We start from the raw sequence: 14203 nt of genomic DNA, 5'->3' as shown, positions 1-14203 counted from the left end.
GCCGTTTGGGGTCGCGCTGATGTCCATGCTGGCCGCTTTCGAACACGCCGCCCTGCTCGCCGGAAAAGTGATTCTCGATGTCTACGAGGCGGGACCGACCGCAAGTTACAAGGAAGACCGCTCGCCGGTCACCGAAGCGGATGAACGAGCCGAAGCCATCATCCTTTCCGAACTTGCAAAGGCATGCACGGGAATTCCGGTCATTGCGGAAGAATCGGTTGCAGCAGGCCGAGTGCCGCGGATCGAGGGAGGAGTGTTCATCCTCGTCGATCCGCTGGACGGCACCAAGGAATTCATCAGCAAGCAGGTGGACTTCACCGTCAATATCGCCCTGGTGGAAAATGGAACGCCTGTGCTCGGTGCCGTCTACGCCCCCGCTCTCAAGACGGCTTATCTCGGGGGAAATGGAACCGCTGAAAAACTGGTGATTGGCGACGATCATACGGTTTTACGCCGCGAGAGAATTTCGACGAGAGCGGTCTCCACGCCGCCTGTCGCGGTCGCAAGCCGATCGCACGGCTCCGCCGAGACTGAGGCCTTCCTGAGGCGATCGGGTGCCTGTGATATCCGCTGCATCGGGTCGTCCTTGAAATTCTGCCTGTTGGCCGAAGGGGCTGCCGATCTCTACCCCCGCTTCGGACGGACGATGGAATGGGATACGGCGGCAGGCGACGCGGTTTTGCGCGCAGCCGGCGGCGTCACGCTCGATCTTGACGGCGAGCCGCTTTCCTACGGCAAAATCGGCCGGACGGGTATGATCGACTTCGCCAATCCCGATTTCATCGCCTGGGGAAGGCGCATGGCGGAGGCATAAGACGCCTTCACTCACCGACGATTGTCTCCAGACCCTCATATCGAGGTCATGCGCAACGCCGACGTTCGCGAGCACCACAGTATGCTTAACTGCCGCTTGAGAATCCAGCTCTGGCAAACCGGTGCGGTGGGTGCGGATCGATGCTGCTCTTTGATACATTTGCAATAAAACCTGGATGCGCTAGGAAAAATGATAGTTGACAGCAGAAGGCCTTGCTCGGCCGCTATGAGGACTTGCAGATGCATATTGTAATGGTTGGATCGGGTTATGTCGGTCTTGTTTCCGGAGCTTGCTTTGCCGATTTCGGACATCACGTCACCTGCGTCGACAAGGCTGTCGAAAAAATCGAAGCCCTGAAGAAGGGCGTGATCCCGATCTTCGAACCGGGGCTCGATGCATTGGTCGAATCGAATGTCAAAGCTGGACGCCTTTCATTCACGACCGATCTGAAGGGCGCCGTTGCCAAGGCAGATGTCGTCTTCATCGCGGTCGGCACCCCCTCCCGCCGCGGAGACGGTCACGCCGACCTCGGTTACGTCTATGCCGCCGCGGGGGAGATTGCCGAAGCGATCAATGGTTTCACAGTCGTCGTCACCAAGTCCACCGTCCCCGTCGGTACCGGCGACGAGGTGGAACGGATCATTCGCGAAGCCAATCCGCAGGCCGATTTCGCGGTCGTCTCCAATCCTGAATTTCTCCGTGAAGGCGCCGCAATTGAAGACTTCAAGCGGCCGGACCGTATCGTCGTCGGGCTGTCCGACGAGCGCGCCCGCTCCGTGATGACGGAGGTCTACAGGCCGCTCTACCTCAACCAGTCGCCGCTGCTCTTCACGAGCCGCCGCACATCCGAGCTCATCAAATATGCGGCCAACGGCTTCCTTGCGATGAAGATCACCTTCATCAACGAAATAGCCGACCTTTGCGAGCGCGTCGGTGCCGACGTTCAGGATGTCTCGCGCGGCATCGGCCTCGACGGTCGCATCGGCTCGAAATTCCTGCATGCCGGCCCTGGCTACGGCGGCTCCTGCTTTCCGAAGGACACGCTGGCGCTGGCCAAGACTGCGCAGGACAACGAAAGCCCTGTCCGTCTGATCGAAACGACGATCGCCATCAACGACAACCGCAAGCGCGCCATGGGCCGCAAGGTGATCGCCGCTGCCGGCGGCGATGTACGGGGCAAGAAGGTCGCGATCTTCGGCCTTACCTTCAAACCAAATACCGATGACATGCGCGACAGCCCGGCGATCGCTGTTGTCCAGACCCTGAAGGACGCAGGTGCGATCGTATCCGGCTATGATCCCGAGGGAATGGAAAATGCAAGGCAGATGATGGATATCGAATTCGCCAGCGGCCCGTACCAGGCCGCGGAAGGGGCCGATGTTGCCGTCCTCGTCACGGAATGGAACGAATTTCGGGCATTGGATCTCCAACACCTCAAATCCATAATGAAGAGCCCGGTTCTGGTCGATCTGCGCAACGTCTACCGCAAGCCGGAAGTGGAAGCCCATGGCTTCACCTATTCCGGCATCGGCAAGCCGTTCTGACGACACCAGTAGAAAGCGATTTAAAAGGACGCCCGTAACGCCATGCGTTGCGGGCGTTTTGCGTCCCGGTCTCTGGAGGAGGTTGCTGCGATCCCGGCAGACGCTATTGTAGGCGCTACATCCAGCTCGAGGAGACAAGATAGCCGCGCCTCACTACACGGCGAACTTCGCCTCTTCCTTTTCGCCGACGTGGCGGAAAAAGGATCACGATCGGCGTGATTGAAACAGCGTCATTTCTGGACCTTGCAAAACTGTCCTAGGAGGGGCTCGATCTGCCTCTTCTTAAAAACCATACAGAAGAGGGAACTGCGAAATGAACAAGCTACTCGCCTCCACCTGCCTTGCCTTGGGCATGTTCGGAGCCTTTGCGGGCGCCGAAGCAGCGGAATGCGGTGACGTCACGATCGCGAGCATGAACTGGCAGAGCGCCGAGGTGCTGGCGAGCCTCGACAAGATCATCCTGACCGAAGGCTACGGCTGCGACGCGGAAATCATTGTCGGCGACACGGTTCCCACCATCACCTCGATGGTGGAAAAGGGTGAACCCGACATCGCACCTGAAGGCTGGGTAGATCTGTTGCCGGAAGTCGTCAGCCGCGGCATTGCCGAAGGCAAGCTGGTCGGAGCCGCCGTGGCGCTTTCCGATGGCGCCGTGCAGGGCTGGTGGATTCCGAAATATGTGGCCGATGCCCATCCCGACATCAAGACCATTCAGGACGTCCTCAAGCATCCGGAACTTTTCCCGGATCCGGAAGACAAAAAGAAGGGTGCCGTCCACAATGGCCCGCAGGGCTGGGGCGGAACGGTTGCCACCACACAACTCTATAAGGCTTATGGTGCCGAAAAGGCCGGCTTCACGCTTGTCGACACCGGATCGGCTGCCGGTCTCGACGGCTCGATCGCAAAGGCTTACGAGCGCAAGGAGGGTTGGGTCGGATATTACTGGGCGCCGACAGCGCTTCTCGGGAAGTATCAGATGGTAAAGCTCGGTCATGGTGTGCCGGCCGACATGGCCGAATGGAAGCGGTGCAACACCGTCGCCGACTGCCCGGATCCGAAGCCGAACGACTGGCCGAAGGACAAGGTGCAAACGCTTGTCACCAAAGCTTTCGCGGATCGGGCCGGCGCCGATGTCATGGCCTATCTCAACAAACGGTCGTGGAGCAACGATACCGTCAATGCCCTCATGGCCTGGATGACCGACAATCAGGCGAGCGGGGACGACGGCGCCAAGCAGTTCCTCAAGGAGCATGAAGATCTTTGGACCAAGTGGGTGACGCCGGAAGCGGCTGAAAAGATCAAGTCATCGCTCTGACCAGACGCGCCGTCGCCAGCACCCGTTGGCGACGGCTCTTTTAAGGATGGAGCAGGCGATGGACTGGCTTACCAAATTCCCGCATATGGACGACGAGACGCTGCGGAACCTCAAAAAAGGCATCGATGAAGGATTCCGCGCCTTTACGCGCACCTATGGCGATGCGATCGAATCGTTCTTCGATCCGCTGCAGTTCTTTCTGATCTACGCCGAGCGGATCATGGTCCGAACCCCTTGGCCGATCATCATGCTGGCGATTGCCGTCATCGCCTGGTTCGCCAGCCGCAATTGGAAGATCGTGGCAGGCTGTGTGGCCACCTTGTTTGCCATCGGTTACTTCGACATGTGGGAAGACACGATGAAGACCATGTCGATGATCTTCGTCTGCACGGTCCTGTCGATTGTGATCGGGCTGCCCATGGGGATTGCCATGTCGCGGTCGGAGCGGCTGCAGAATACCATCAATCCCGTGCTCGACGTGATGCAGACGATGCCGAGCTTCGTCTATCTCATACCTGTCGTCATGCTGCTTGGCATCGGCAAGGTGCCCGGATTGATCGCCGTCGTAATCTACGCGATCCCGCCGATGATACGGCTGACGAACCTCGGAATCAGGCTGGTGGACAAGGAAGTGCTGGAGGCGGCCAACGCCTTCGGCTCCTCGAGCTGGCAAAAGCTGCGCGACGTGCAGATGCCGCTTGCCCTGCCGACGATCATGGCGGGGATCAACCAGACCATCATGATGGCCCTGGCCATGGTTGTCATCGCGTCGATGATCGGCGTTCAGGGACTCGGTCAGCCGGTCCTGAAGGCTATCGCCAACCAGTACTTCACACTCGGCATATTCAATGGGATGGCGATCGTCGGCATCGCAATTGTGTTCGACCGTATCAGCCAGGCCTATGGCCGCCGTCTCCAGAGGCATATGGAGATGACGCATCAGTGATGGGTGATGGGAATGCCTGCCGGAACGGCGAACGGCAAGCTGAGCGAAGCGAACGACAGCACATGGACACTTGCAACCCTAGGTCGCCTTGGTCAGTATAAGACACGTTTTATGGCGGAGTGATTGGGTGCGCGCGGTTTCAGATGCGCATGGTCGAGCGCAAATTCGATGGTGACCTCCGCCTCACTGCCGACGATCCCCAAGCGGGTTGTGTGGCGTGGACGATCTTGAGGCTTGTGCTGCCCTCAACGAAGCAGGCTTCAAATTTGTGATGGAGGCAGACTTGAGCGCCGATCGTGACGAGTATGTCACAGCCTGTGTTCACTGTTTTCCTGCAAGCATGACAAGCAGGTCCAAATGGGGCGGCCTGGAACGAGACCGTGCTAGAGGTGACGGACGGGCTTAGAATAATCTTTTGGCAGCCGGCGCGGTCGACGCGTGCGGACGGGTTGAGTTGGCAACGAGGACTGTCGGAGCGAGCTTTGTCGGCCTTGTGGCTGCGAGCCTGGTTATTTCCGAACTCGTACGAGGGATTCATCAAGGGCCGGAACTTGAGGTCCTCCACCACGGCTTAACGTCGCATCAGCGAGCGGCAGTGCCGTCTGCGCGCTCAATCACTGCTCGGATTTACGGTTTCGTAAGGCTGCGCTCTGCTGAAGCCAGGCCCATTACGGGTACTCGGATATAGAGGGCTTAGTGGGGCAGGAAGTCGCATCGTATGGACTTATAGACCCGCGGGCCCTTCTCACTCTAGTCGGATCGGCTTGGCAGCCGGGTCTCGCCACCTGCCTCCGGCTCCCTCTCGCTGAAGTGGCCGCAGTCTGGTTCCTGTGAGAATCCACTAACGGAAGTCAACTACGTCTTCATTTCCACCACTCCGACGCTAATTTTCACAGCCCTTCGCTATCGAGGGGTCCCAATATGGAGGGCCAGATTGGCAGGGGAATTGGCGCTGAAGCCGTCAGAAAACCCTGAATTTCAGCGCATGCCGGCCACTGCAAGGCAGAGGGACAAGGCCCAGAGACGTTAACAAATGATCGTTCACCTACATCTTCTGAAATGACCAGACCGGTTGCCAGCGATACGATATGTCGATAAATTCCGTTTCTATCGACACGTTTTAGCAACATGTCGCCGCCGTCGACATATCCGGAAATCCCACTGACCGGAAAAGGAAGCTTCAGAATGCCTTTCCGGCCGGACCGTCCCTATAATGATCTACCAGCGTTGCCCCCGAAAGAGGATGTCGAGACGAAAGCCGTTCTCAAAGCCTGCATAGCCGCGCGGGCCGCTCTGGCAGAGCTAAAAGTCTCTGGCGAGCTGATCCCGAACCAGTCGGTGCTGATCAATTCGATTCCCTTGCTCGAAGCGCAGGCGAGCTCTGAAATCGAGAATATCGTCACGACGACCGATCGGCTGTTTCGCTTTGCCGGCGAGGACGGAAATCCTCCCGACGCCGCCACGAAGGAAGCTCTGCGCTATCGCACCGCGTTGCACCAGGGATTCCGAATGCTAAAGGAGCGGCCGGTCTCCACCACAATGGCAGTCCAAATGTGTCGGACGATAAAGGGTATTGACCTCGATATACGATCCACACCGGGGACCGCGCTCTACAACGAAGCCACTGGGGAAGTCATTTACACCCCTCCCGAAGGACGCGACCTCCTGAAGGACAAGCTTTCGAATTGGGAGCGTTACATTCACGAGGCCGAAGAGATAGATCCGCTCGTCCGCCTGGCAGTCATGCACTACCAGTTCGAGGCCATTCACCCTTTCACTGACGGTAATGGTAGGACTGGGCGCATTCTCAATCTGCTTTATCTCGTCGACAAGGGCCTGCTAGAGATCCCGGTGCTATATCTAAGCCGCTACATCATCGGCAATAAGCGCGCCTATTACGAGAAGCTGTTGAGAGTGACCACGGAGGGTGCTTGGGAAACGTGGATCCTCTACATGCTCGAGGCAATCAGAGAGACGGCAGAATGGTCGAACAGGAAGATCCACGCAATCCGGGATCTGCTCGGTGAGACGGGCGCCCGGATGCGCCGCGACTTGCCGAAGATATATTCGCGCGAGCTGGCAGAAGTGATCTTCGTCAATCCCTATTGTCGGATCGCCGACGTCGTGTCAGCCGGCATCGCCAAGCGACAGGCCGCGGCAGTATACCTGAAGGCCCTCGTCGACGCCGGAATTCTGGCGGAGATGAAGGCCGGTCGCGAGAACTTGTATATCAATCCCGCGCTTCTTGAGCTCCTGACGGGAACTCGCCCGTGAATTCTTCTGCTCGTGGCCGCCTGATTGGATAGCCGTCGCTCAATCAGGTATCCTCACTGTGTCAGGGTTTCATCCTGTGCGCCGCGGCGACAGTATCTAGATCAATCGATATTCTCGTCCCATGCCCGTGAACGCGGTACCTTTCGCGTAAGCAATGAACTGCCAGCGATGGGTACCCAAAGATGCTGCGATGCAAAGCCTGTCGGGATACGGGATGGGTTTGTGAGATGCACCCCGATCGCCCTTGGACGGGAACGCACGGTTGCGGATGTGGGTCGGCCGGGATGCCCTGTCCTGCATGCAACGAGACCGGCAAGAGCTTTCCCGATGTGTCGAAGGTTTTCCGGTCGGTGATTGATTTGGCCGGGAAGATGGTGAACTAGTTTTAAGACGATGGCTATCATGATCTTCATGGCCGCGCCTTTCAAGCGAATGAGACAACGGAACTGCCGCAAGCGGCTGCTGCTCCCGAGACTGCTCGGATCATAATCATCACAGAATTGCGAGTGGAACATTGGCGGCTTCTTTTGTATCCCAAAAGAATGCTCCAGAATCATAATGCGGCTGCGTCAGCGATAGAGCCGAACGAGCTCCAGATGCTTCAGCGTGTCTTCGACCTCGCATGCCAACGGCGCGGTATTGCCAAAAACACCAGCAAAGCGAAATTGCTGGCCGCTGACGTCATAGATCTCTTCCAGCATGGAGTTCGGAGTGAGGCACAGCTCATCGCGATGCTTTCCGGGGACAGGGATTACCCTTAATCGGTTCTGTGAAGCGGCTTAGTGGCTACGCGCTTTCAGTGTAGATCGTGGAGGCCGGAACGTTTCCCGATCGATTTGGTTTGGGCCGGGAAGCGGGTTATCCCCCCGCACGATCCCTTGGCCCGCTTCGCCCTGATGATGTCGACGGAAAGGTCTGCTTTCGGGCAGGCCTTTCCTTTCAAGGCCGCGAGACTTTGCATGAAAACGAGATGATCTTTCCAGCGTCCGCTTCGGAATAGCGAAGCGGATTTGCCAGGCGTTTATCAAGTGCTGAAGAGACGGTTGCGGCCACCTTATTTGCCCCCTTTGTGCCCCCGGTTATTTTTCTTGGACGAGGCGGAGGCATAAGTGCCTCAATATTAATGGTGCACCAAGTCAGACAAAAATCTGAACCACGGTAACCACTGGAAAATATTGATAAAAACGGAGCCGTACAAGAATGCAGGGCAACGTGTCGAAGCGCGCAGGCTGAGAGAAGTGGGGTTAAACTGGAATGACGTCGCTCCAAAACTCGGGATTTCCCTCTCTACGGTGAAGCGACTGTTGAAACTTGACGTCGTCGACCCGGTGCAGTTTCCCTACACAAGGGCAACTCCGATATTGATTTAATCTGAGCTTTTTTGCGCAATTAGGTAGCAACTGCCACCAAGCATTTGCCAGAACTTCCATCGCGCCGACCAACCGACGGCGCAGGTCTTTCGACACGGGCAAAGTGTATTAGAGAGTGTATTGTTTTTCGGCCCATTCGGCGAATTCTTCGAGTCGCTCTAAAGCTCTCTCGGCATCCCTCCGCGTCTTTGCCCTTGAGCCATACTGGACCTCGTCCTTCTGCTCGAGGAGTGCCCGCAGATTGGATTCCTGCTTGGAAGGAAACTGCTTGCCCAACGCCGCTTTTAGCAGCTTGGTTACCGCCTGATGGTCATCCTGGTTGATTTCGCCACGAAACTTGGCTGTCAGAGCGTCAGCATAGGCGATAGCGCAATTGATGACGGTCGACATGGACGGGTTGCCGATATCGCCGGGGTCTGCCACAGCATTGCTGTTGCGCGCATCTTTGAGGTATCCGCGGGCTATCAGAAGTCTGCCGTTTGCAAAAGCCTCATCCTTCTTCTTGGCCGATCCCGTTCTAACCAATTCCGTCTCCTACCACGCCAATGCCATCCTCGGGACGCTTTCCAGAAAGGACTATTGCCTCCGAGATGACGTTCTTCCACCAAGGGTCTGCGTCTCTATCCAATCTTTTGATGTCAGCAAAGTCCAAGCCAACCACATTCGGGAGAAAGCCGAGCCGCTCCGCCACGTCTCTCAGATTCTCACGCACGCTCTCGGTTACCTCGGCGAGGTCGCCAGTCTGCGCGATTATCCCGATATCCAAATCGCTATCCATACTGTCCTCCCCACGCGCAACGCTGCCGTAGTAGAAGAGACTGAAGATTGGCATTGCGCTAGCGGACGCACGCACCGCATCTAGGATCGCCGCGAAGCGATCACTTTCTGCCTTGAAAAGCTCTGATAACACGGGAGCAAAATAGTGGTCGACGTTGAGGCGGTACACGCTTGATCGTCCCATTCCGGACGACGATACGATCCCAATCGAGACGAGATCGATCAATGCCCTTCTCACGCTTTCCTGAGCCAAGTGGGTTTTCCGGAGTATCTCTATGGAAGCTAGTATCCCTCCATGAAGCGACAGTACCCGCACCACCCGCAAGTTGGAGTCGACGCCTAGGATGGCAGTCAGAGGATATCGGAGTGCACTTTCTCTTGATGATCTGGCCATACGATTCTCGAAGGAGAGTGAAGTCTGACGTTAACTCGATATCTAGTTTTAAAGCTCGATATTGAGTTTTAAAACTAGATATCGAGTATTAGGCCAACTGTCAATCTGGAGGGGGTCGGGATGCTCTCGCTGTGAAGTTGCCTGGCTTTCGCCCTTTGATTGCATCGAGTTTGGTGGCAGTTGCTACCTAAATTCGCTTTTTTGCGGGCGTGTTGCTGGTCACTGGAAGTCACCAGCAAGACGCCTCACCTCCTTTGGGGTTCACCGTAGTTAATCCCTTTTGAGGTACCGCCGGTGTCAACTCTTCATGGTAGTGTGGATGGGGGTGGTCGATTGTGAGTTATCGAACACGCCCCAGCCGTTCCCGTGAGCGGGTCGAACGAAAACAACTCCTTGAGTTTCATACCACTCTTGCAGGACGATTGACGTAGCGGTCCGGTCGAACTCGCCTACCTCCAGCCGCTGAACTGTACGTCTCGACAGTCCGCTTGCTTCGGCAACGCCTCACGAACCCATGCGGTTAGAGTTCCTCGACCGGGATAGCCGAGCGCCCTCATCGTCGCAGAGATGCAACGATCATGGGTGCGAAAGTGCTCAAGTGCCGCCTGCCTCTGAGCCTCTGAATATTTTGGCGCTCGCGCAACCGGCTGAGTACGCAGGTCGAAATGCTGTACGTACTCGCGATACCAGCCCCTCAACGCATTCTTGGTGGGGTATCCCAGCTGGCGAATGGTCGCGTTAAGTCGCTTGCCAAGCCGGATATAGAGCTCAACCGCTCGAAGTCTGTCTGCATAGGAATACATGAACTACCTCCTTGGTGGTCCAAGTTTTCGTCCGCATCCCCACCGGCTCAGTTCCGCGTGGAAACCAACAGGCAGGGCAAGATTGCGTGTGACGGCAAGCCGATACCTGAGGCGCTGTTAGACGACATGGTACTCACAGAAGTTGAGGCGCACCTCCTGGGCAGTGGTCGCCTGGCAAATGTGCTTGGTCGCCTAAAAAGCGAAATGAGTAAAGAGAAAGAACAGAGCAACCTCAGGCTCGCAACCCTTCGACAGGAAACCGCGAAGGCGCGATTAGTCTTTAACAACCTGCTGAACGTCGCTTCACTCACGGATGATCTGCAATCCGATCCCGCCCTCATTGAACGGATCGCAGAAGCACAGGGCAACGCAATGAGGCTGGAACGCGCGCTAGAAAGCCAAGTCTCTCTCATCGACGTTTCGGCCGACCCTACGCCTGATCAAATTGATCAGTTCTCTACGGTAATGGCGGAACGATTGAGGGCGCACGATCGCCGACTCGCCAAAGGTTTTCTTAACATCATGTTGTCGGAGGTTCTCGTCGCTGCCGACCAAATAACGATTACGGGATCTTTAACGGATCTAAAGCGGCATATCGCGAAAGTGGAGACAGATGTCACTGAAAACCAGGCTATGCCAGCGGTTCATAGATATGGACGTAGATGGTGCCCCCGGCAGGGTTCGAACCCGCGACCCCCTGATTACAAATCAGGTGCTCTACCAACTGAGCTACAAGGGCACTCTCCAGACGGGGAGTTACCAGATTTTCTCTTTCTGTAAAGGGAAAATCGCCCGCCGCCTCCGGCTGAGATGCGATCTTCACGCAAAGACGGAACGGTTGGGCAGCGGAAGGCGCTTGTCCAGAAGCCGGTTTCTCCTGTACCAAGGCGCTCTCACCGGCAGGCTTCATCCGGAGCCGTGCCAGATCAACCCGTCAAGCGGCCCTGCGCGCCTTCGGGCGACGGCGCCGTCGAAAGCTCGTTCATGTCGCTGCAGTCGAAAAAGCTTTCCTTCATAGCATCCGCGACACCGGAGGCGCAGTCCGGACTGGAAGAACTGAGCCGATTGTACGGCAATGTTCCGACTGCGGAGGCCGATGTGGTCGTTGCTTTGGGCGGCGACGGGTTCATGCTGCAGACACTGCACGAGACGATCAATACCGCAAAACGGGTCTATGGCATGAATTGCGGTTCGGTCGGCTTTTTGATGAACGACTACCGCACAGAAAACCTTCACGAGCGGATCGCCTCCGCCATCGAGAACGAATTTCATCCGCTCAAGATGACGACCACCAATGCCGACGGGACGACCTCCGTCGCGCTGGCCATCAATGAGGTCTATCTCTTCCGCCAGTCCTATCAGGCAGCCAAGCTCAAGGTCGTGATCGACGGTCATGTTCGGTTGGAGGAACTGATCTGCGATGGTCTCATGATTGCCACCCCAGCCGGATCGACCGCCTACAATCTCTCCGCTCACGGACCGATCCTGCCGCTGGAAGCGCCTCTTCTGGCCATGACGCCGGTTTCGGCTTTTAGGCCGCGGCGCTGGCGCGGGGCGCTGCTCCCGAACCATGTCTGCGTCGACATAGACATCCTCGAACCGGAAAAGCGGCCGGTCAACGCCGTTGCCGACAATGCCGAAGTCAAGTCCGTGCTGCATGTGAGGATCGCGCAATCCGCCGAGGTTACCGCGCGCATCCTCTCCGATCCGGATCATTCCTGGTCGGATCGCATCCTGGCGGAACAATTCAACAACTGACTCTGCGTCAGGCGACCTTACGGAAGCGTCTGACTCTGCGGGAGGATCAATGCCTGCGGGCGAAGGCGCGCAGAAAGGTGCGCGTTGCGTTGGCAGCCATCTGGTCGATCTCGGATTCCGGCGTCTGCCGTCCAAGCTGCTGGTCGATGCGAAGATCAGCACCCAGCAGAGCCATATATTGACGGGCAGCGAGAGCCGGGTCGTCGAGGTCCAGATAGCCCGCAAGGGCAAGCTGGGCGAGACGGGCGGCAACGGCCGGATATTTCTTTCCCGGACCATATTCCTTCCAGGTTTCGAAGAGCTTTGGAAAACGGGTGCCTTCTGTTTCCACGAGCTTGCGCAACCAACGGCCATTCGGGTCACACATCGCCTTGCGCAGAAGCCGGGCGGAAAATTCGGTCAGCTCCTTTTCAAGGTCCTGCGGCGCAACAGGAAACGTGTCCAGAACCCGAAAGAAACCTGCGGTCGAACGTTCGGTAATCTCGGTCACGACAACTTTGAAGAGATTATCTTTGTCACCGAGCTGATTGTAGATCGTCTGCCGCGATACCCCTGCCCTCACCGCAATCGCATCGATGCTCGCTCCAGCAAACCCTTCTTCGGCGAAAATATCAGCCGCGGCATTCAGGATTGCCTGACGCTTGTTTTGCGCCGGCGGCCATGTGTCCTGGTCCTGACTGCGTTCGGCAGACGAATTTTTCATGACACTACCATACCGGCACTTGACGAATTGGACAATTGTGTCCAAAATATTTTACATGACTGCTGTGCACCCGTCATATTCACGCCGGCTCTCATATTCATCTTCCATAGTCGTCTTCCGCCCTGCCGTACCACGGCAGATGTGGTGACGGGAAAGGTTTTTTCCAATGCCAAGCAGAGCCTCTTCGCATGCCCTTTCGCTCGGGCTGCTCTCGGCCATCGGGCTTTTTGCCCTCGACATGTATCTTCCATCGCTTCCCACCATCAGCGCCAGCCTGAATGCCGACACGCACGCGGTACAGGCGAGCCTGATTTCCTTTTTCGCAGCCATGGCGGTCTCGCAGATCGTCTATGGCCCACTCTCCGACATGTTCGGACGCAAGCGGCCTCTTTATGCCGGCCTTGTCCTTTACAGCATCGGCGCAATCGGCTGTGCTCTGTCGCCCTCCATCGAATGGCTGATTGCGTTCCGTTTCCTGCAGGGCATGGGCGCCTGCGCCGGCGTCGTCATCTCTCGCGCCATCGTCCGCGATCTCTATACCGGTCCTGCTGCGGCCCAGTTGATGTCGCGGCTGATGCTGGTCTTCAGCGTCTCGCCGATCCTAGCCCCGCTTGCCGGCAGCATGATCACGGCCTTCGGCGACTGGCGGGTGATCTTCCTCGTCATGGTTGGCGCCGGGGCTCTGGGGCTTGTCGTTGCGATCTTCTTCCTTGAAGAAACGCGACTGCCGGCCGCCCGCAGCGAAAGCAGCATCGCCAGCGCGCTTTCGTCCTATACGACGCTGCTCAAGGATCCCTACTATCTCGGGCTCGTGCTGATCGCTTCCTTCGGCATGTCCAGTTACATGATCTATGTCGCGAACTCGTCCTTCGTACTGATCAATCACTACGGTCTGTCGCCATCCTTCTTCAGCGTGGTCTTCTCCTGCAACGCGGTCGCCTTCATCGGCATGTCTCAGATGAACGGCTGGCTTTCCCGCAAGATCGGGCTCAGAAGGGTCATTCGCGGCGCGGTCGTCGGCTATTCCACGATGATGGTCATGCTGGCGCTCGTCACCTCGCTCGGATTCGACCAGCTCGAGGTGATGGCGGTTTTCCTGTTTGGAGGTTACGGCTTCCTCGGCATGATCATTCCGACCGCCGCGGTGCTGGCACTCGAACATCACGGCCGGATCGCAGGTACGGCTTCCGCCATGATGGGCACTCTCCAGTTCGTGACATCGGCGATCGTTGTCGGTATCGGCGGCCTTTTCACCGACGGCACTTCGAGGCCGATGGTGACCGTCATCGCGATCTGCTCGGTGGTGGTCCTCATGCTGTCGCTGATGGTGCTGCGCAGCCAGCGTGGCGCCATGGCTGCCGCGGAATAGGCCCCTTCGCCCAATCGGGATAGGGGGGAGCCTATTGGCTCCGCCCCTCCCACACCACCCGGCATGCGGGTCCGCACCGGGCGGTTGGAGCAGTTGAGGTCGTCAGGCCCGTAGTTCTCCCGGCCTGGCGCCTGGG

At 57.5% G+C, this 14203-nt stretch carries 11 protein-coding genes, 1 tRNA gene and 1 pseudogene; 7 read left to right on the top strand and 6 right to left on the bottom strand.

Translation table 11 applies throughout. The features are described 5' to 3' along the window. The first annotated feature begins 16 nt into the window (after positions 1 to 16). From cysQ to fic, 5 genes are all read left to right on the top strand, one after another. Complete coding sequence (gene cysQ, locus C5L12_RS22930) at positions 17 to 814, top strand: 3'(2'),5'-bisphosphate nucleotidase CysQ (protein ID WP_425350821.1); 798 nt, start codon at positions 17 to 19, stop codon at positions 812 to 814. Positions 815 to 1053: 239 nt separating this feature from the next. After that, positions 1054 to 2358 carry a UDP-glucose dehydrogenase family protein gene (locus tag C5L12_RS22925; protein WP_105374432.1) on the top strand — a complete coding sequence of 435 codons (1305 nt, stop codon included), beginning with the start codon at positions 1054 to 1056 and terminating at the stop codon, positions 2356 to 2358. A 313-nt stretch (positions 2359 to 2671) separates the two neighbouring features. Continuing rightward, the gene (locus tag C5L12_RS22920; RefSeq protein ID WP_105374383.1) at positions 2672 to 3673 is read left to right on the top strand and encodes an ABC transporter substrate-binding protein; all 1002 of its coding nucleotides are present in this window, start codon (positions 2672 to 2674) and stop codon (positions 3671 to 3673) included. Between the two features lie 58 nt (positions 3674 to 3731). After that, complete coding sequence (locus C5L12_RS22915; protein WP_105374382.1) at positions 3732 to 4619, top strand: ABC transporter permease; 888 nt, start codon at positions 3732 to 3734, stop codon at positions 4617 to 4619. 1185 nt (positions 4620 to 5804) lie between these two features. Further along, on the top strand, positions 5805 to 6893 hold the full coding sequence (gene fic / locus C5L12_RS22910) for a protein adenylyltransferase Fic (RefSeq protein ID WP_105374381.1): 1089 nt from the start codon (positions 5805 to 5807) through the stop codon (positions 6891 to 6893). Between the two features lie 569 nt (positions 6894 to 7462). On the opposite strand, the gene C5L12_RS29095 is transcribed toward fic, so the two are convergent. The 5 genes and pseudogenes from C5L12_RS29095 to C5L12_RS22880 all read right to left on the bottom strand — a co-directional run bounded on the left by C5L12_RS29095 (position 7463) and on the right by C5L12_RS22880 (position 10976). Continuing rightward, positions 7463 to 7594 (bottom strand): hypothetical protein, encoded by a 132-nt coding sequence (locus C5L12_RS29095; RefSeq protein WP_280952547.1) that lies wholly within the window; start codon positions 7592 to 7594, stop codon positions 7463 to 7465. 777 nt (positions 7595 to 8371) lie between these two features. Next, positions 8372 to 8788, bottom strand: coding sequence for a hypothetical protein (locus C5L12_RS22895; RefSeq protein WP_105374378.1), 417 nt, complete (start codon positions 8786 to 8788; stop codon positions 8372 to 8374). Next, positions 8781 to 9434, bottom strand: coding sequence for a DUF294 nucleotidyltransferase-like domain-containing protein (locus C5L12_RS22890; protein ID WP_105374377.1), 654 nt, complete (start codon positions 9432 to 9434; stop codon positions 8781 to 8783). The genes C5L12_RS22895 and C5L12_RS22890 overlap by 8 nt, the downstream gene beginning before the upstream one ends. Positions 9435 to 9925: 491 nt before the next feature. Then, positions 9926 to 10237, bottom strand: a pseudogene (locus C5L12_RS22885) (IS3 family transposase); the annotation flags it as partial. 663 nt (positions 10238 to 10900) lie between these two features. Continuing rightward, a tRNA-Thr gene (locus C5L12_RS22880) sits at positions 10901 to 10976 on the bottom strand. Between the two features lie 245 nt (positions 10977 to 11221). On the opposite strand from C5L12_RS22880, the gene C5L12_RS22875 reads away from it, so the two are divergent. Beyond that, positions 11222 to 11995 (top strand): NAD kinase, encoded by a 774-nt coding sequence (locus tag C5L12_RS22875; protein ID WP_105374376.1) that lies wholly within the window; start codon positions 11222 to 11224, stop codon positions 11993 to 11995. Positions 11996 to 12041: 46 nt separating this feature from the next. Here the strand turns inward: C5L12_RS22875 and C5L12_RS22870 are convergent, their stop codons facing one another. Then, the gene (locus tag C5L12_RS22870) at positions 12042 to 12698 is read right to left on the bottom strand and encodes a TetR/AcrR family transcriptional regulator (RefSeq protein ID WP_105374375.1); all 657 of its coding nucleotides are present in this window, start codon (positions 12696 to 12698) and stop codon (positions 12042 to 12044) included. Positions 12699 to 12864: 166 nt separating this feature from the next. Here C5L12_RS22870 and C5L12_RS22865 point away from each other — a divergent pair, with 166 nt between their 5' ends. Then, entirely contained in the window at positions 12865 to 14067 is a 1203-nt protein-coding gene (locus C5L12_RS22865) for a multidrug effflux MFS transporter (RefSeq protein ID WP_105374374.1), read from the top strand. The last annotated feature ends 136 nt before the right edge of the window (positions 14068 to 14203 follow it).

Source organism: Neorhizobium huautlense, assembly GCF_002968575.1.
GTDB lineage: Bacteria > Pseudomonadota > Alphaproteobacteria > Rhizobiales > Rhizobiaceae > Neorhizobium > Neorhizobium huautlense.
This window is presented reverse-complemented; position numbering and strand designations above follow the sequence as displayed.